Annotated in this window: 13 protein-coding genes and 1 pseudogene; 7 read left to right on the top strand and 7 right to left on the bottom strand. The window is 51.4% G+C overall.

Annotated elements, in window-relative coordinates; translation table 11 throughout:
• Nucleotides 1-109: 109 nt before the first annotated feature.
• The gene (locus AC07OI_RS03730) at nt 110-394 is read right to left on the bottom strand and encodes a hypothetical protein (RefSeq protein WP_495256334.1); all 285 of its coding nucleotides are present in this window, start codon (nt 392-394) and stop codon (nt 110-112) included.
• On the opposite strand from AC07OI_RS03730, the gene metH reads away from it, so the two are divergent.
• Complete coding sequence (gene metH / locus AC07OI_RS03725) at nt 393-4,142, top strand: methionine synthase (RefSeq protein WP_495256333.1); 3,750 nt, start codon at nt 393-395, stop codon at nt 4,140-4,142. The genes AC07OI_RS03730 and metH overlap by 2 nt on opposite strands.
• A 117-nt stretch (nt 4,143-4,259) precedes the next feature.
• Here the strand turns inward: metH and AC07OI_RS03720 are convergent, their stop codons facing one another.
• Nucleotides 4,260-4,424: a hypothetical protein gene (locus tag AC07OI_RS03720; protein ID WP_495256332.1), complete on the bottom strand. Its 165-nt coding sequence runs from the start codon at nt 4,422-4,424 to the stop codon at nt 4,260-4,262.
• A 62-nt stretch (nt 4,425-4,486) separates the two neighbouring features.
• On the opposite strand from AC07OI_RS03720, the gene AC07OI_RS03715 reads away from it, so the two are divergent.
• The gene (locus AC07OI_RS03715; protein ID WP_495256331.1) at nt 4,487-6,067 is read left to right on the top strand and encodes a sigma 54-interacting transcriptional regulator; all 1,581 of its coding nucleotides are present in this window, start codon (nt 4,487-4,489) and stop codon (nt 6,065-6,067) included.
• Here AC07OI_RS03715 and AC07OI_RS03710 read toward each other — a convergent pair.
• From AC07OI_RS03710 to AC07OI_RS03700, 3 genes are all read right to left on the bottom strand, one after another.
• Nucleotides 6,060-7,262: a phosphatidylinositol-specific phospholipase C domain-containing protein gene (locus AC07OI_RS03710; protein WP_495256330.1), complete on the bottom strand. Its 1,203-nt coding sequence runs from the start codon at nt 7,260-7,262 to the stop codon at nt 6,060-6,062. The two genes, AC07OI_RS03715 and AC07OI_RS03710, sit on opposite strands and share 8 nt — an antisense overlap.
• A 311-nt stretch (nt 7,263-7,573) precedes the next feature.
• Nucleotides 7,574-8,296 (bottom strand): beta/gamma crystallin family protein, encoded by a 723-nt coding sequence (locus tag AC07OI_RS03705; RefSeq protein ID WP_495256329.1) that lies wholly within the window; start codon nt 8,294-8,296, stop codon nt 7,574-7,576.
• A 117-nt stretch (nt 8,297-8,413) separates the two neighbouring features.
• Entirely contained in the window at nt 8,414-10,666 is a 2,253-nt protein-coding gene (locus AC07OI_RS03700; protein ID WP_495256328.1) for a protein kinase domain-containing protein, read from the bottom strand.
• A gap of 419 nt (nt 10,667-11,085) precedes the next feature.
• On the opposite strand from AC07OI_RS03700, the pseudogene AC07OI_RS03695 reads away from it, so the two are divergent.
• Nucleotides 11,086-11,283: pseudogene (locus AC07OI_RS03695) on the top strand (vitamin B12 dependent-methionine synthase activation domain-containing protein); the annotation flags it as partial.
• Between the two features lie 75 nt (nt 11,284-11,358).
• Here the strand turns inward: AC07OI_RS03695 and AC07OI_RS03690 are convergent.
• On the bottom strand, nt 11,359-11,658 hold the full coding sequence (locus AC07OI_RS03690) for a hypothetical protein (RefSeq protein ID WP_492707403.1): 300 nt from the start codon (nt 11,656-11,658) through the stop codon (nt 11,359-11,361).
• Between the two features lie 229 nt (nt 11,659-11,887).
• Nucleotides 11,888-14,761: a TonB-dependent receptor plug domain-containing protein gene (locus tag AC07OI_RS03685; protein ID WP_492707404.1), complete on the bottom strand. Its 2,874-nt coding sequence runs from the start codon at nt 14,759-14,761 to the stop codon at nt 11,888-11,890.
• A 272-nt stretch (nt 14,762-15,033) separates the two neighbouring features.
• Here AC07OI_RS03685 and AC07OI_RS03680 point away from each other — a divergent pair, with 272 nt between their 5' ends.
• From AC07OI_RS03680 to AC07OI_RS03665, 4 genes are all read left to right on the top strand, one after another.
• Nucleotides 15,034-15,993 (top strand): LysR family transcriptional regulator, encoded by a 960-nt coding sequence (locus AC07OI_RS03680; RefSeq protein WP_492707405.1) that lies wholly within the window; start codon nt 15,034-15,036, stop codon nt 15,991-15,993.
• 75 nt (nt 15,994-16,068) lie between these two features.
• Nucleotides 16,069-17,088, top strand: coding sequence for a transporter (locus AC07OI_RS03675; protein WP_492707407.1), 1,020 nt, complete (start codon nt 16,069-16,071; stop codon nt 17,086-17,088).
• Nucleotides 17,089-17,143: 55 nt separating this feature from the next.
• Nucleotides 17,144-17,833: a nitroreductase family protein gene (locus AC07OI_RS03670; RefSeq protein ID WP_492707408.1), complete on the top strand. Its 690-nt coding sequence runs from the start codon at nt 17,144-17,146 to the stop codon at nt 17,831-17,833.
• A gap of 36 nt (nt 17,834-17,869) precedes the next feature.
• Complete coding sequence (locus AC07OI_RS03665) at nt 17,870-18,337, top strand: YybH family protein (protein ID WP_492707409.1); 468 nt, start codon at nt 17,870-17,872, stop codon at nt 18,335-18,337.
• The last annotated feature ends 62 nt before the right edge of the window (nt 18,338-18,399 follow it).

Below are 18,399 nucleotides of genomic sequence, written 5' to 3'. Positions count from 1 at the left end.
ATTTATTGGCAGGAAGGCAAAAAATGATAGTCGTACACAGACATTACCTTAATTTATTAGTGCAAACAGAATATTGATGCTGTCACTGCAATTCGGCAAGTAAAAACTGTTAATTCGAGTCTGCCTGAGTACGCACCAATGCATCAAGCTTAGGGCAGATTCGGCATTTTTTATCATTCCGATTACCCATCACTAGCATTTTGTCATGATTAAAAACCGACAGGGTGCAGGCCTGCCATACCCAAGCCCTTGATTTGACGTATAATTTACGCTTTCTTGCGCCGATTTGAGATTCAGATTGCGGGCGCGTAATAAGTGCTGCTAAAAGGACGTCGCCCGATCCGCCTGCACACACAAGCTGATCGGGTTTTGTTTTATTGCGAGTAAACATCATGACTACGACCCTGCCTGTATCTGCCCTCGAAACCCGTTTGCGCGAGATTTTGCAAAAGCGCATCCTGATACTCGATGGTGCCATGGGTACCATGATACAACGCTATAAACTGACCGAAGAAGATTATCGCGGTGAGCGTTTTAAGGACTTTACCGGCCCTGAAACCGTGCGCGAACTTTTCGTCAAGGGCAATAATGAATTGCTGTCGCTGACACAACCGCATGTCATTGCCGAGATCCATGAACAATACCTGGCCGCCGGTGCCGACCTCATAGAAACCAATACCTTTGGTGCGACGACTGTTGCACAAGATGATTACCACATGGCGCATCTGGCCTATGAGATGAACGTCGCCTCGGCCAAAATTGCGCGTGCTGCCTGCGATAAATATTCAACACCGGATAAACCACGTTATGTGGCAGGCGCGCTGGGGCCGACGCCAAAGACTGCATCGATTTCACCCGATGTGAATGACCCGGCTGCGCGTAATGTCACTTTCGACCAGTTAGTGGCTGCCTATCTGGAGCAAACCCGCGGCCTCGTTGAAGGTGGTGCCGATGTGCTGCTGGTCGAAACCATATTCGATACGCTGAACTGTAAAGCGGCATTGTTTGCAATCGATCAGTTTTTTGAAGAAACCAGCACCCGCCTGCCCATCATGATTTCTGGCACGGTGACCGATGCTTCTGGCCGTATCCTGTCTGGCCAGACGGTACCCGCGTTCTGGAATTCTGTGCGTCATGCAAAACCACTGACGGTTGGCCTGAACTGCGCTCTCGGTGCTGCCCTGATGCGCCCATATGCAGAAGAGTTGTCGAAGATTGCCGACACCTTTGTCTGCATTTACCCGAATGCCGGTTTGCCCAATCCCATGAGTGATACCGGCTTTGATGAATTGCCAGCCGATACATCAGCCCTGCTGAAAGAATTTGCTGAAGCCGGTTTCATCAATATCGCCGGTGGCTGCTGCGGCACCACGCCTGACCATATCAAGGCGATTGCCGACATCCTGCAAAGCAAGACCCCACGCGACATCCCGACTGTACCAGCAGCGATGCGTCTGTCTGGCCTGGAGCCGTTCACGATTGATGAAAGCTCATTGTTCGTCAACGTTGGTGAGCGTACCAATGTCACCGGCTCGAAAGCATTTGCCCGCCTTATCCTGAATGAGCAATACGATGAAGCGCTGGCAGTCGCACGCCAGCAGGTAGAGAACGGCGCGCAAGTCATCGACATCAATATGGATGAAGCGATGCTGGACTCACTGGCAGCGATGACACGCTTCCTGAACCTGATTGCTTCTGAACCCGATATCGCCCGCGTGCCCATCATGATCGATTCGTCGAAGTGGACGGTCATCGAGGCAGGCCTGAAATGCGTACAGGGCAAGGCCATCGTCAACTCGATTTCCATGAAAGAAGGGGAAGCAGAATTTCTGCGCCAGGCCACGCTGTGCAAGCGCTATGGTGCGGCTGTCATCGTCATGGCCTTTGATGAAAAAGGCCAGGCAGATACCTATGCGCGCAAGGTGGAAATTTGTGAACGTGCCTATCGCCTGCTGGTCGATAGTCTGGATTTTGATCCCCAAGACATTATCTTTGATCCGAATATTTTTGCGGTCGCGACAGGTATAGAAGAACACAATAATTACGCCGTTGATTTTATCGAAGCGACGGCCTGGATACACAAAAACCTGCCCGGTGCCAAGATCAGCGGCGGTGTGTCGAACGTGAGTTTCTCTTTCCGTGGCAACGACCCGGCACGTGAAGCGATCCACACAGTATTCCTGTACCACGCCATCAAGGCCGGCATGACCATGGGCATCGTCAATGCCGGCATGGTTGGCGTGTATAGCGAACTCGATGCGGAATTGCGCGAGCGTGTCGAAGACGTGGTGCTGAACCGCCGTGAAGACGCTACCGAGCGCATGATAGAAATCGCCGCCACCTTAAAAGCGGGCGGCAAAAAAGAAGAAGCCACGCTGGAATGGCGTAATGAACCGGTAGAAAAACGCCTGGCCCATGCGATGGTGCACGGCATCACCAACTGGATCGTCGAAGACACGGAAGAAGCCCGCGCTGCCATCATGGCGGATGGTGGCCGCCCTATCCAGGTCATCGAAGGCCCGCTGATGGCGGGCATGAATATCGTTGGTGATCTGTTTGGCCAGGGCAAGATGTTCTTGCCGCAGGTAGTGAAATCTGCGCGCGTCATGAAGCAGGCAGTGGCCCATCTGATTCCCTATATCGAAGAAGAAAAGAAACGCAGCGGCGACAACAAGCCCAAGGGCAAGATCGTCATCGCTACCGTCAAGGGTGATGTGCATGACATAGGCAAGAACATCGTTACCGTGGTCTTGCAATGTAATAATTTTGAAGTGGTCAACATGGGCGTGATGGTGCCCTGTTCAGAAATCCTGGCCAAGGCCAAGGCAGAAAATGCCGACATCATCGGTCTGTCTGGTCTGATCACCCCATCTCTTGAAGAGATGGCTTACGTCGCCAAAGAGATGCAGCGTGACCCGCATTTCCGCATGCTCAAGATCCCGCTGCTGATCGGTGGCGCGACTACCAGCCGTGCGCATACCGCAGTAAAGATTGCGCCCAACTATGAAGGCCCGGTGGTGTATGTCGCCGATGCTTCGCGCTCAGTGTCGGTTGCACAGTCGCTGCTGACACCGGAAAGCCGTGACCAGTACATCGCAGACCTGGGCAGTGATTACGAACGCATTCGCACCCAGCATGCGAATAAAAAAGCCACACCCATGGTCACGCTGGCGCAAGCGCGTGCCAACAAGATGAAAGTGGATTTCACTGGCAGCAATGCGCCGGTCAAACCCAAATTCATCGGTCGCCGCCTGTTCAAGAATATTGATCTGGCGACAATTGCCAATTACATAGACTGGGGCCCGTTCTTCCAGACCTGGGACCTGGCTGGCCCCTTCCCGGCGATATTGACGGATGAAGTCGTCGGCGAAGCAGCCACCAAGGTATTTGCCGAGGGCCAGGCCATGCTGAAGAAAATCATCGAAGGCCGCTGGCTGACGGCGAATGGCGTGGTATCCCTGCTGCCTGCCAATACCGTCAATGACGACGATATAGAAATCTACACCGACGACACACGCAGTCAGGTGGCCCTGACCTATTACGGCACCCGCCAGCAAACCGAGAAACCCATCATTGATGGCGTGCAAAGACCCAACCAGTGCCTGTCAGATTTCATTGCGCCGAAAGACAGTGGCATCAAGGACTATATAGGCATGTTTGCCGTGACTGCTGGCCTGGGTATAGAAAAGTATGAAAAGCGCTTTGAAGACGCCCATGATGACTACAGCAGTATCATGCTGAAGTCACTGGCCGACCGTCTGGCTGAAGCCTTTGCCGAATACCTGCATGAACGCGTACGTAAAGACCTGTGGGGCTATGTCGCCGATGAAGCGCTCTCCAATGAAGAGCTTATCAAGGAAAGCTATAAAGGCATACGCCCTGCCCCTGGCTACCCGGCCTGCCCGGAACATACGGTCAAGACCGAGATGTTCAAGCAGATGCAGTGTGAAGAAATCGAGATGTATATCACCGAATCATGGGCCATGATACCGGGCGCGGCAGTATCGGGCTTTTACTTTGCCCATCCTGAATCGAAGTATTTCAGCGTAGGTAAAATTGCCGATGACCAGGTCACTGATATGGCTGAACGACGTGGCGTGCCAAAGGATGAAGTAGAACGCTGGCTTGCGCCAAATTTATAAAAACCCGTTGCCATTTGCGCCGGCATGGAATTGCCAGCCATGTTGGTGGCCAGCCTGCTACTTGCAGGCTTTTTTTGCTCGCCACGGCGGACGAAAGATTAACCTGGTCTGGCACAATCAGACCTTGCGGGCAGGTGTCAGCCGGCGCTTGGCACCTTCCAGAGCATATTTGTAGTGCGGTTCCCTATTTCCCATCTCGCTATTTTTCAATTGTAATTGCGTGTCACCACCAGCGCCACCGGCCTTGTCGGCCAGTGCAATGTGCAGAAGAAGTGCCCGCACATGCACGGCAAATCCAGGCTTTCTGGTATGATTAATTTCTTAAAGTGCCCTGCCACACCGCCTTGAAACACGACGAGCTCACCCGGACCACGCCGATTTACCATAGCCCGCAGGCCGGGCGGCCCATGCTATGCCTGAGTATTATCTGGCACCCGGATCACAGCCGCATCGGCGAGCAATGCATTATGGTGCACGACAGCCTCGACCTGGCACGCTACCAGCCTTTGTTTTGCAAACCAGGCAAGGATGGTCTGGGACTGGGACATGATGGCATTTCCCGCCAAGCCACCCACCTTGTGCGCAATCCGGACGACAGCGTTACCGTGCAGGCTTCGGCGAGCAAAATGGTACTGGAAATCAACGGCGCAGTGGCGCAGGGCACACAGCAACTTTCAAGCGAGCAAATTGAACAGGGTGTCATTGTGGTTTTGGCTCGCGCTGTGGTGCTGTGCCTGCACTTTATGCATTGCCTGCCACGCCATAACCCAGTAGCGGGTTTGATTGGAGTGGGAAGTGCAGCGATCAAGATGCGCGACCAAATTATTCAGGTGGCACCGACCAACGCCACAGTACTGCTGCTGGGTGAGACTGGCACCGGTAAGGAGGTAGCGGCTTGTGCCATCCACGCCCTGTCGCAACGCGCCAGCCAAATTCTGGTGAGCGTGAATATGGCGGCCTTGAATGAAGCTTTGGCTCCGGCTGATTTATTTGGCGCGGCCAAGGGCGCATATACCGGGGCGCAAAATTCACGTGGTGGTTTTTTTGCTCAGGCGCAGGATGCCACGCTGTTTCTCGATGAAATCGGCAATGCGCCTGCGGTGGTGCAGCCTATGCTGCTGCGCGTTCTCGAAAAAGGTGATTACCGCCCCTTGGGAGCGCTAGCCGATGTGCGATCGAACGCACGTATTATTGCGGCTACGGATCAGGATTTGTATGATGGCGGTTTTAATCCAGCCCTGCTGCGGCGGCTGGAAGGGTTTACCATCGCCATCCCTCCCCTGCGCGAGCGGCGTGAAGACACGGGTTTGTTGATTTTGCACTTGATGCAAGCGGGCGATTTACCCGGCAAGGGGGCGGTTGAATTGCCTGCACCGCTGGTGGCGCAATTGGCGACTTATGACTGGCCCGGCAATATCCGGCAATTGCGCCATGTGGTGCGACGTTTGATGCTGGTGCTTTCCACAGGAGAAATGCCAGCGTTGGCCGAGCTGATAGAAAGCGGCACGGCACGGCCTGTGCGTGCAGTGAGAAACATGGCTGCACCCGTCACACCAGACATAACGGATGTTACGCCCTTGCCTGCGTTGCCGCACGAGCCAATACCATTACCCAGGCGTAATCACAAGCGCCCGGCAGACCTGAGTAATGCCGACGTGTTGGCAGCGCTGGATAATAACGACTGGATGATACAAGGAGCAGCCACCGAACTGGGTATTTCCCGGCCCTCACTGTATAAGCTGCTGGAGCAGCACCCGCACATTCGCCGTGCCGACCAAATCGATGCTGAAGAAATTCAACGGGTATTGGTCGAGGTGGCAGGTAATGTGGATGCCTGCGCCGCGCGCCTGAAAACCCCTGCAGAAGGTTTGCGGCGGCGGCTGGCTTTGGCACGCCAACTTCAGAAACAAAACGGCATCATTTGAGTTTGTTCATTGAAATGAGCAGTTTGATCAAGCCGTAAGGTGCTTCAGGAAAGTCGATTGGTACCGTCCCAAGCAGTCGTGGCCCTGCCTGCTGGCACAGATAGCTATGCAGCCGATAATTGATGCTGTTAGGGCCCGAGCCAATGGCAATGTCAATCGGATCGGTAATTGGTGCCCGGCTGGCGCTGGTGAAGTTGACATACCAGGCAGTGCCATCGGTTTTGTTCACGCTACGTTCCAATTGCGCATGGACCTGGCCCCATTTTGCGGCTAATACATCCGGGCCAAATTTATAAACATTTTGCACAGAATAGTTAAAATTGCCGCTTGGATCATTCACTACTCCGCTGTCGTCATCAGGCCAGTTTTGCGCCATGATGCCGAAAGTGGCTCCTGTGTCCTGACGCATCAGCACCACGCATCCGGCCAGATCGGCCAGCTTGGGCATGTGTGGGCGGTCGTATAATTTGTTATGGCTCACGCCCGCAATCAGGAGCTTTTTCAGCAGCGGATCAAACTCACTCTTTTGATGGGGCCAAGAGACATTTTGTACGCAAATTATCACGGTTTCACTGGCGTAGGTGGCCAGAAAATCCTTGATGACGGGTAATAAATCCTTGGCTAAATAGATGTCCTGGGATTCCGGGCCATGGTAAATCAGCATGTCGTCGCCGGAAACGGAAAGACGTAAATCAAACCAGCGGATGCCCGCTTCCAGTTGCTGCCGCATCGTCAATTTTTGGCATTGACTGGCACGGCTGCCCTTCCAGGTGGCACTGTCATGGGTGCCTGGAATGGTAATATCGGCCAGTGTGGTATCGGGGGTGATATCAAGCATGCTCATCCAGTATTTTGAAGAAAATGCCGGGCCGATATTCAGAGTCATCGCTCTTACTGCCCCACTTTCCTGACCGATATGCTGATAGACATTGGCGTGGCCGTCCAGCGGGTAATCGTACTCCTGGGCGCTATGGCTGTTTTCACCGGTTTTGGCATCGAATTGAAAATTGAACTGGGGTAAGTTACTGCTCGCCACTACGGGCATCAGTGTTTGCTTTGGTAGTTCCACCATACGGGTGTGGCGGGTATGCGGGGCCAAATCAAACGTACTGCCACAGGTTAACACTTTTAAAGTGCCCGCCGTATTGTTGACCAGGGTTAAATTGGCTTTGCCTTGATGTTGGGTCGAGGTCATGATTTCTCTCCAGGGTAGGTATAAGTAATCCTGCAATGCAGGTTTATTGGCTTGTTCCGTGGTTACAGCTATATCGCGAGACTGGAATGCGAATCGCTGTCGGACAAGCTACCTATCGCAAAGCTTGTGCCAGCTAAAAAATGGCTGTAATTGCGTCGTGGCGGGCTGGTGCCGCGTAAAGCGGCGTAAAGACGTGGAAAATATGGTGCTGGTTTTTTTGTTTGGACGGCGCTTTACACGGTTTGACAGTGGGCAAAGACGAATCATTACGGAAAGAGAAAACGCATAATTTTTCTCTGACCTCAATCACTCTACGGGTTGCCCGAACCCGTGCCGACTTGCATTTCTGGATCAATTTTGCCGCCATCCCAGCAAAAATCGATACTCCACTTCACCCCATTGCGATAATCTACGGTAAGCGCGCAATCTTTGCGCTGCAACGTGACACGCATAGGGTTACTGGCACTATCAATGATGATATCGTTGGTCGGCTCTACTGGTGCTGAGGCGGGGGTGGTTTCACCAGGCTTGAGTGTGCGTTGGCGGAATTCCAGCCATGGGTGGCCAAGCTCACCATCCCAATTGATGATCAACGTATCGCCATCGTTAATTAGCCAGCGGAAACTCTCCTGAGCATCAACTATCTTGAATTGATGAGGCGGGGCCGGGTTGATTGAAAATGCATTTTGCGCTGGATGAAAAAACAAATGATAGGTTTGCGGCGTCGTTACCGTTCGGTTCGGTTCGGTGCTCCTTGCAGGAAGATTGCTGGTGCCATATGGACGTATTTGTTCAAAAGGTGGAGAAAATACATTCGCGGATTGATAATTATTTGATGCCATCAGCGATCCCTGGAATACCACCCCTGTTTTGCCAGGCTGTTGTACAAGCCAACTCCCGGCCAAAATGTGTACAGAGTGAATATTGCCAATCCAACCGGGAATGGTGTGAAGATCGGTTGCCTCAAATAAAACCAGGGCTTCACCTGTCAGGTTATTTTCTTTAAATAAAATTACTTTGTGACTTGAATTCATGATTTCCTCTTGGATAAGTCAATGCTGGGTTGAAAATCAAATTAAATGGTTGCCCGTTTCAGCGAGCCATTCACAATTCGATCAAGCAAAAGCTGCGCCAAGTAAATCAGGCACTGGTTATGGTAAATTGGCAAACCTCGAATCCCGGCGCAGTGCAATCAAACCAGGCTCGGCTTGGATGTGTGAGCTCGGATAACCGAGTTTGCGTGCTTGCAGTAGCGCCTTGATCGCCAGCTCACGTTCTCCTATCAACTCGTAAGCCAAGCCAGCACGAAAATACAGGCTGGGGTCATTGGCAGGTTTGGCCAATGCTGTTTGCAATAATCGTGCACTGGTTTGTTTATCGCCGACTCGCGCGCTGTAAAGCGCCATCCTTGATTGATACATGGTATTTTCTGCGTGGCGTTGCAAGATGGGCTGGAGCAAGTTTTGTGCTTTTTGATAAGCGTCGCGTGCTTGCCCCTCGCGGCCCGGCAACCACAGCAAGGTATCGGCGAGATTGGCCCAGCCCAGATAATTACCTGGATTGCCTTTTGTTGGCGAGACCGCCGCTTCAAATGCGGTGGCAGCTTCCACATAATTGCCTCTCAAGAAAAGCAGATTGCCTAAATTGGTATAAAGGGTAAAACTGTGACGCACTTGCAAGCCCTGCTGCAAAACATGCATCGCTTCATCGAATTTATTCTTGCGTGCCAGCACCGCACTCAAATTCGCATAGGCGTAAACGCTATCGGGTTGAATTTGCAAACTGCTTCGAAAGGCCTGCTCAGCCTCATCCAGCTTTCCCTCTTGATACTGTATCGTGCCAATTTGATCGGCAAAAAAGCGTTCACGTGGGAAGCGTTGCAAACCCCGCTGTGCCATTTGTAATGCTTCCCCGGTCTTGTGCAAATCTTGCATTACCTCCATTTTTCCTAACCATGCAAAAAGGTTTTCCGGGTCCAGCCGCAAAGCGTGATCAAAGCTTTGCAGTGCTTCGTCCGGCCTACCCATCGCACGCGCGATGGTGGCTTGCGCAACACGGGAAAGGGCGATTTGATCATTCAGGCTCATCGCCAATTGGGCGCTGGCATTGGCTTTTTGCAGCCAGTTTTCATCCCGACTATCACCAAGATAGCGAAAGTGGTAAACCAGGGCCATGCCTGCGACTGCGGCTGCGTTATCCGGTTGTTTTCCCAAAATACGGGAAAAGTGCTCAGAGGCCTCATTCACACTGCCCGGCCTGTCCCATTGAGCCAGCGCAGCCAACCCCTTTTTCATTTCCAGCGAGGGGGAAAACGGCGCGGCGTTCGCCAACAATTCGCCCAAATACGGCTGAACCTGCCAGATACCCCCCATCAATGCCAGCACCAACGCACTGCCAGCCAGGGCTTTACCGCCGCGCCGGATGCCCGGCACCCGGTGTCCAAGGATTGCAGGCTGCCCGGCAACATCGCCAACCAAAGGTGCTGCCGATGTTGTCAGTGCGGTAGTCGGGGCGGTTGTCTGGACATGCCCCTCCCTCCGACCCAACAAACCAGCCAGGCCAGCCAGTACTTGCTGCATACTCTTCAGGCGCTGTGCCGGTTCTCTGGCAGTCATGGCGCGGATCAGCTGCACCAGTCCCGGCGACATACTGGCCGGATATACCCATTGATCCGACGACGATTGCACCTGTGCCGCTGCCAGCGCCATCCCGGAGAGATTGGCAAACGGACGCTGCCCGCTGGCCAGTTCATACAAAATCACCCCCAGCGCATAAACATCAACCTGCGGCGACAGACCTGCGCCCAGCAGTCTTTCCGGTGCCATGTAAGCAATCGTGCCTTGTGGATTAAGCCGCGCCATGCTGGCGGTGGCTTCCGGATCGCTCTTGTTGGCAAGCCCAAAATCGAGAATGCGCACCGTGCCCGAAGGCTCTTGCATCAGGTTCGAGGGTTTTAAGTCGCCATGAACAAGATTTGCCTGGTGCGCTTCACGCATGGCTTCAGCCACTTGCTGCACGATCGCCAGCACCTGTACCTCAGTAAACAAGTGTCCTGGCGCGTGCATGGATTCATGATCACTGAGCAACTGGCGCAAGGTTTTGCCTGGCACCAGCTCCATAACAATTGATTGGCTGTCTTGATCTTCTTCCAGTGCATAAATTTTGACAAATGCTGCGTGGTGCAGCGAAGCGGCCATACGCGCTTCCCGGGTAAGGTCTTCGCCCCCTATCAGACCACTGTCATGTTTCATGCGCTTGATTGCCACCCTGCGCCGCAATTTCTCATCCCAGGCCTCAAACACCTGGCCAAAGCCGCCTTCACCGAGACTATGACGAAGTTGATAATGACTCAATGGCGGGAAAATACCAGGGGCCGGTGTCCGTGCTGAGGCAGCTGAATTCATTGGGATTTGGATAGGGTTAGATAAAACCTGAAGCGATCAGCGCGCCATCTTGCGTTTATTGCAACCAGATTCTCCAGACAGCTAATTTAAAATTATATAATAAGCCATTATTGTCTTGTCAAAAGTCGAATAAATTCAATTGCTTAGCTCGTTAGTGCCAGGCTTTATGTTTTCGCACCGCTTTACTGTCAATCGGCATCCAGACAAATTATTCCGTTACGGTTTTGTCTGGCGTGGAAGATCACAAGGAAGTATCAGGCCGTACCCGGACCTGGAGAACCAGGTTCTGGCTGCAGGTGTATGCCGTATTTTCGTTCAGCCATGGAGGACGAGCTGCGTTTGCGGCGTAAGTCTCAGGACAACCGATTTGACATTTGCAAGGCAAGTCCGTCGCAACCGAAATGTTCAAACAGATGTAGTGTGAAGAAATCGAGATGTACATCACCGAATCATGGGCCATGATACCGGGCGTGGCAGTATCGGGCTTTTACTTTGCCCATCCTGAATCGAAGTATTTCAGCGTAGGTAAAATTGCCGGTGACCAGGTCACTGATATGGCTGAACGACGTGGCGTGCCAAAGGATGAAGTAGAACGCTGGCTGGCACCGAATTTATAAGCGGCAGGATCTGATCGCAATCCTCAATAAGCATCCTGTAGTCTGCTGCAGGATGCATTAACAACACTTCAACACTTAACCCATTTCCCTGACTACTATCGTCGTCAGTTCCTTGGCGACATCTGCATCAAAACCTTCTTCCAGCAAACGCCACTTGAAGCTATTTCCCAGCTGTGCCTTTTTATACACATTCAAGCGGTGGTCGCGTTTGAATTCCAACACCTTGCTCGCGACCTGCTGCATGACTTTCTGGCGCTTGATGATGGTTTTATCCTGCTTTTTTTTGACAATCTCTAGCGGGATTTCCTTGATGACAAATTCAGCAAGTTGCAAGCCGAACGCTTTTTCTTCTTTTGAATTAAACCAACTAAACATAGCGTGCTTTCTACTTGTATCAAAAATTCCAGCGTCATCGGGATGACATATCTGTGTGAATAAGCTGGTTTGCCAAAGGGAGCAGTTCTTTTTAACTTGCCATGATTATACTGAATCTTCTCTATAGCTCATAAAAAAATGCACTGGCTACGTAACAAGCCAAGGCGTTCAAGACAAAAAAACAGGGGCCTGAGCCCCTGTTTTTGTACTGACTTACATTACACGCAGATTATTTGAAGACATAACCTACGTTCAGACGGAATGCACGGCCATAAGCATTGTGCAAGCTGTCGTTGTAACCAGTTGTCGTATAGCTGGAGCTTGGATCATATGGTGCCTTGGAATCCAGAGCGTTCAATACACGCACACCGATAGTCAGATCTTTAAAGCCTTTGTATGTATAACCCAGGTCAACTGTCGTCCAGCTGGCAACGGAACATTCAGGTACATACGTCAGGTATTTGGCTACGCCGCCCAGCGATGTCGCTGTGGATGGCTGGCCAGTACCATAGTGGCAATAAGAAACTGGGTAAGTTTCAGCAGCATTGGTGTAACGCATCAGGGATACGCCGCCAACAAAGTTGATTGCACCGTTGACTGTGTGCGCTTCTTTAGTCCAGGAAGAGGACAGTGTCGCACGCAAACGAGGGATGTCGCCAACGCTGGTAGAGAAGTTGGACAAACCACCGCGTGTGCCAACCAGGTTGGTTTCTGGATCGCCCGGTTTTTCTGCACGACGGTATTCTATCGTGTAGGAAGTACGGAAACGTGTATCCAGTTTGCCATTAGTGCCCAGGTTGTTGCGCATTGCCATTTCAACGTCAACGCCACTGACTACAGTACTACCCTGGTTGATGTAGTTCCTCAACAGAGAAATCAGCGGTCCAGAGTTAGGGACGACATTACCGTTCTTGTCTTTAACAAAATTGACAGGATTGGTGTCACGGATCACAGTACCTGGATAAGCATCTTGATTATTCAGGATTAGTGTGGACGACAGCGCTGCAACTTCGTCTTCTTTACGGATGTTGTAGTAATCAACCAGGATGTCGAAATCACGTGTAGGTGACAAGACCATACCCAGAGAGAAGCTGCGTGATGTTTCTGGCTTCAGGTTAGGATTTTGACGGATCAGTGTCGAAATACTTCTGGAGCAATCAGTATTGTCGGCACCAGTCAAAGGTGTCTTACCATCAGGGCAGCGGATAGGATCAACCAGGCTGTTCAGGAAAGTCTGTGTACCGCCTGCAGTCACCTGTACCAGTGCCGGTGCACGGAAACCTTGTGCATAAGTGGAACGGAATGCCAGAGAATCATTGACGGTCCATTTTGCGCCAACTTTTGGTACGAAATTGGTTTTGAAGCTAGGGTATTTATCGATACGGCCAGCGAAATCCATTTCAAAGTTTTTCAGGATCGGTGTACGCACTTCAACGAAAGCGGAAGTAACGTTACGTTGGCCCTGGATGAACTGGTTAGCCAGACCCAGAATCTGGCCAGAGCTGGTCAGGTTATCTGGTGTCAACGTCATTTTTTCCTGACGGAATTCAACGCCGGATGCAAAACCAATTGCGCCACCAGGCAGGCTACCGAATTCTGTACTTGCCTTGAAGTCAGCCTGGGCGATTTCAGCAACACCAACGCTCTTCAGTGGACGGCTCAGGTTAGGCTGTTTGGCAACATCGGCCAAAGACATGTTCTGGTCTATCAGCTTTTGCACTTCTGGCAGCAACAGGAAGCCATTGGAATTGTCAGTACGCTCGGAACGGTTCCACAAAACGCCAGTTTCCCAGTCCCAGGTCTTGTAACTACCTTTCAAACCAGAAGCAAAACGCAGAGCTTCGTTGGTAGTCGTGGTACCACCTGCGACATTTTCAAAACGGTAGACAACTGCAGCACGGCTGGTAGGGAAAGGATTGTCAGGATGGCCAACTGGCAAGATAGCCTGGAATGGTGTGCCAGCGCCAGACAATGCAAATGCTGTGGATGGAGTACGGCCATCGATGGAACGTGAACCACCTGTGTAATCACGGTCAGTTTTGGTGTAAGCAACTTCAGCAAAAGCGGACAAGGTATCGTTGATTTGATAGATACCGCGTGACATTGCACTGATGTCCTGGCCAGCGCCCTGGACTTCAGCAAAATCGTCGAGATTGTAGTTACAGAACTGACGACCAAACAAGACGCTGGTGCTTGCGATATTGTATTGCGCGCCACCTGTGATCAGACGGGATGGATCGCAATTAGTGCGGTTGATCACGTTGGCATCATTGGCAGAGAAGAAAGTCTTGCTGCCCGGTGTACGTTCACGATAGAAGAAAGGCTGGTTACTGATGCTGCTGGAATAAGGTGACAGACGGGTGTTGAGTACGCTGTACAGATCTTTTTCTACATCGTTGGCATCCTTGATGGCAACGCGGTCACGCTTGGAAATTTCAGCGCTGACAGTAATGTTGTAGCCGTCTTGGCCATAGTTACCAAAACCGGCGAAAGCACTGACGCTTTTTTTCTTGAACTTGTTGTCATCATTGGCGCCCATGCTGGCGTTCATTTGCACGCCCTGGTAATCGCTCTTGGTGATGAAGTTGATTACACCGGCAATAGCATCAGAGCCGTACACCGCAGATGCGCCATCCTTGAAAATCTCTACACGTTCCAGCATGGACAATGGAATGCTGTTGATATCGTACAGCGTTGATTGGCCTTGATTAGGATTTGCATAAGCTGATGGCGTCATGCGACGGCCATTCAACAAAATCAGAGTGGAGCTGGAACCCAGGCCACGCAGGGATGCTGTTGCCACACCACGGGAAAAGCCACCGTCAACTGCATCGAATGCGCCACCGCTGCCCAAAGCCGGAATGGTGCGCAGCAATTCAGCAACAGTTGTCGCACCACTTTGGCTGATGTCTTTTGCCGTCAGTGTCTGGATAGGAGAAGTACCTTCTTTATCAATACGCTTGATATGGGAACCAGTGACTTCAATTTTTTGGATTTTTTCTACTGACTCAGTCTGCGCCTGAGCGTTGACCAACATACTGCCAGACAACATAGCCAGTGCCAGCTTGACAGCATAAGCACATTTCTTCTCTTGATAAAACATCCAGAATCTCCTTGGTGAAACATGAACAGGTACAAACTGCAAAGATGGCAAGAAACCCTACTGAACTGACTTGCCTTTTTGCGGTCGAACCAAACCGGTGCTTGAACAATTTGCGTATCGTTTTATTTGGGTTTATTTGTTCAGCGACTGTGCTTATCCACAGTTTCTGCAACATTCACAATTCGATACACTTTGTTGCATTTCAGAATGATCACATTACAATTTCATTACCGTCCAATGAGAATTTGAGGAAAACGTATATAATTAAAGTTATGATTGATACCTTACCCATAGAAAAGTATTTCGCCCGACAACTCAAGATCAAGCACTTGCGCTTGCTCGTGGAACTGGCTGACAAGCAGACGGTTGCTCAGGTTGCGGCGACTTTGCATGTCAGCCAACCGGCTGTTTCCAAAATGCTGGGCGAGATGGAGGAAGGGATCGGTGTCAAGTTATTCGAACGTGCTGGGCGTGGTATAAAACCAACACCTTCTGGCGAATGTCTGATACGACATGCGCGGGAAGTCTTGTTTAACTTGCAAAAAGCACATCAGGAGATGCGTTCACTGGCCACCGGCACGGTGGGCAAGGTCACTGTTGGCATTTTGAGTGTGGTCTCCACCACCATCATTCCCAAGGCAGTCAAGATACTCAAGGCAAGCTGGCCGAATGTCACCTTATGCATCATGGATGGCACGGTCGATCAACTCTTGCATGAACTGCGCGAAGGCAAGATAGACATGGTCATAGGCCGTGTGTTTTCTGAACGTGCAGCAGAACATTTGCAGGAAGAAGTCCTGTATGACGATCCTCTGGTCATTGTAACTTCCAGCAAGAACCCTTTGGCACGTCGTGATAATCTGACCTGGATGGATTTGAATAACCTGCCCTGGATATTGTCGGTAGAAGAATCCCCAACGCATCAACGCATGATCAATCTGCTGGCCAAGAATGGTTTGAACAAACCTACCGATGTTATTGAATCAGTATCACGCTCAGTGAATGTACCCTTGCTGATGGAACCTCCGCGCCTGGGTTTATTGTCGCTGTCGGCAGCACGCCAGTTGGTGGCAGAAGGGGTCTTGCAAATCCTGCCATTGAATCTGGGTCACTTGCCCAGCCCGGTAGGTATGATATGGAACAAGACCCGGCCTTTGTCACATGCTGCCCTGACCTTCCAGGATTGCATACGCCAGGCTTCGCTGTCATACAAGAACATGCTGATCAGTTAAATTCTGTGTGGAAAGCCAGGCAAGTATCTGCTTGGCTGATTTACAATATGCCCAGTTTCTTCGCCTGGACAGCCAATGCAAACAGATCACTTATCGTATGGTTCAGATCAGTCGGGGCAGATCTGTGGCTATATTTTTGCGCATGAGCAGCCTGGCAAACTGCTCGATACCAAAGAAGCCGTCGAATGGCTGCAATCCAGACACGGTGCCAGAGATGATTCTTTCATTTGGCTGCATTTCAATTTATCCAATGTCGCCGCCGAGAAATGGCTGCGCGAGTACGCTGCCCTGCCAGACGAGTTTTTCGAAACCCTGCATGAAGGCTCACGCTCCACCCGTATCGAGCATGCCGACCATAGCCTGATCGCGGTCGTCAATGATGTCTTGCATGACTTTGCCTTTGAAGCCTCGGACATCGCCACCCTGTGGCTCAATGTCAGCAGCAATGTCATGATCAGCGCCCGGCGCAAACCCCTGAAGTCGGTAGACAGATTGCGCAATGCCGTCAACCAGGGCGAGCATTTCAGTTCACCGACAGAGTTACTGACCCATTTATTGCGTGACCAGGCTGATGTACTGATAGGCATAGTGCGCAATTTCATCAAAAAAATCGACGATATCGAAGACCACTTGCTGGCTGACCGTTTGAATCATAAACGGGCCAACCTCGGTGAGTTACGCCGCGTGCTGGTGCGCCTGCAAAGACTACTGGCGCCTGAACCTGCCGCCTTGTTTCGCCTGCTGCAAAGACCACCAATCTGGGTGGCCGAGCGTGATGTACAGGAGTTGCGCCAGTCCACCGAAGAATTTGCCGTGGTACTGAGTGACATGGCTTCGTTGCAGGAACGTATCAAGCTCTTGCAGGAAGAAATTGCTGCCAGCGTCAATGAACAGAATAACCGTTCACTATTCGTCTTGACGATAGTAACGGTGCTGGCCCTGCCCATCAATATCATCGCCGGTTTGCTGGGCATGAACGTGGGTGGTGTGCCTTTGGCGCAGCATGAAAATGGTTTCTGGATCGTGGTCGCCATCGTAGCGACGTTTACTGCCATTGCCGGTTGGCTGGCATTCAGGAAAAACCGCAACGACTAATACCAAACAAGCGCTTACCAAGCAGCCCTACTAACTACATTGACAGGAACAAGCCATGAGCAAACTTTCATTCAATCAGGGATCACCACAATTCATACCCTTATCAACTTATCAGGCTTACCCAGAAGCAGAAATGCTGGAAAGGGCGCAAAGCTTTTATCAGGACATGAAACGGCGCAAAACCATACGGGAATTTTCTGACCGTACCGTACCACGTGAAATTATAGAAGCCTGTTTATTGACTGCCGGTACTGCGCCATCTGGTGCCAATCACCAGCCCTGGCATTTTGCCGTTGTCACTGACACCGCACTGAAACACAAGATACGTATTGAAGCCGAGATAGAAGAACGTGAATTTTATGACCGCCGTGCCCCCCAGGAATGGAAAGATGCACTGGCGCCACTCGGCACGGATGCTGACAAGCCGTTCCTGGAAACCGCGCCTTACCTGATCGCGATCTTCGGCCAAAAAGCCACGCTCATGGACGATGGCAGTGCTGTTAAAAACTACTACGTGCCTGAGTCTGTATCGATTGCAACTGGCTTCCTGATCTCCGCCCTGCATCATGCCGGCCTGGCAACGCTGACGCATACACCCAGCCCCATGGGATTTTTGAACCAGTTGCTGCAAAGGCCGGACAATGAAAAACCGTATATTTTGCTAGTAGTTGGTTATCCGGCTGAGCATTGCCTGATACCGAATATACAAAAGAAACCACTGGAACAAATTGCCAGTTTCTTTTAAAGCCAGTAAGCTGATTTTGACCTCAAGGGATTTCTTATGACTGCCATTTACTCACGCTTGCTGCTGGCCGCTAGTCTGGTAGCTAGTATGGCATTGAGCCTGCATGCCCAAGCCGCTGAAAATCATGCCGATCTGGTCAAACAGGTTATGCAGACCGAGACTGCCTTTGCCAAGACCATGGAAGTACGCGACCACAAGGCTTTTACAGAATTTCTGGCAGATGAAACCATCTTTTTTTCGACCAAAAAGGTTTTGCACGGCAAGCAGGAAGTGGCCGCAGCCTGGAAACGCTTTTACGAAGGCTCTGCCGCACCTTTTTCCTGGGCACCGGAAACGGTAGAAGTCCTGGAGTCAGGCAAACTGGCGCTCAGCAGCGGGCCGGTACGTGACCCGCAAGGCAAGCTGGTGGCTACTTTTACCTCTATCTGGAGACTGGAGAGCCCTGGTGTCTGGCGTATCATTTTCGACAAGGGAAATGATGTTTGCGATTGCGCCAAACCATGACTCAGCATGATTCAGATGCAGACCAAGTATAAAGACAGCTGTTTTTTGCATCAAGCCAGCAT

It is taken from the genome of Undibacterium sp. GW821-FHT07F11, from assembly GCF_059418665.1.
The sequence above is the reverse complement of the archived record's forward strand: the minus strand, read 5'-3'. Positions and strand labels throughout refer to the sequence as shown.

Excerpts from the sequence above, each read along its gene's own strand:
- metH (WP_495256333.1), top strand. The coding sequence starts at position 393 with ATGACTACGACCCTGCCTGTATCTGCCCTCGAAACCCGTTTGCGCGAG.
- AC07OI_RS03730 (WP_495256334.1), bottom strand. The coding sequence starts at position 394 with ATGATGTTTACTCGCAATAAAACAAAACCCGATCAGCTTGTGTGTGCA.
- AC07OI_RS03710 (WP_495256330.1), bottom strand. The coding sequence starts at position 7,262 with ATGACCTCGACCCAACATCAAGGCAAAGCCAATTTAACCCTGGTCAAC.
- AC07OI_RS03705 (WP_495256329.1), bottom strand. The coding sequence starts at position 8,296 with ATGAATTCAAGTCACAAAGTAATTTTATTTAAAGAAAATAACCTGACA.
- AC07OI_RS03700 (WP_495256328.1), bottom strand. The coding sequence starts at position 10,666 with ATGAATTCAGCTGCCTCAGCACGGACACCGGCCCCTGGTATTTTCCCG.
- AC07OI_RS03690 (WP_492707403.1), bottom strand. The coding sequence starts at position 11,658 with ATGTTTAGTTGGTTTAATTCAAAAGAAGAAAAAGCGTTCGGCTTGCAA.
- AC07OI_RS03685 (WP_492707404.1), bottom strand. The coding sequence starts at position 14,761 with ATGTTTTATCAAGAGAAGAAATGTGCTTATGCTGTCAAGCTGGCACTG.
- AC07OI_RS03680 (WP_492707405.1), top strand. The coding sequence starts at position 15,034 with ATGATTGATACCTTACCCATAGAAAAGTATTTCGCCCGACAACTCAAG.
- AC07OI_RS03675 (WP_492707407.1), top strand. The coding sequence starts at position 16,069 with ATGCAAACAGATCACTTATCGTATGGTTCAGATCAGTCGGGGCAGATC.
- AC07OI_RS03670 (WP_492707408.1), top strand. The coding sequence starts at position 17,144 with ATGAGCAAACTTTCATTCAATCAGGGATCACCACAATTCATACCCTTA.
- AC07OI_RS03665 (WP_492707409.1), top strand. The coding sequence starts at position 17,870 with ATGACTGCCATTTACTCACGCTTGCTGCTGGCCGCTAGTCTGGTAGCT.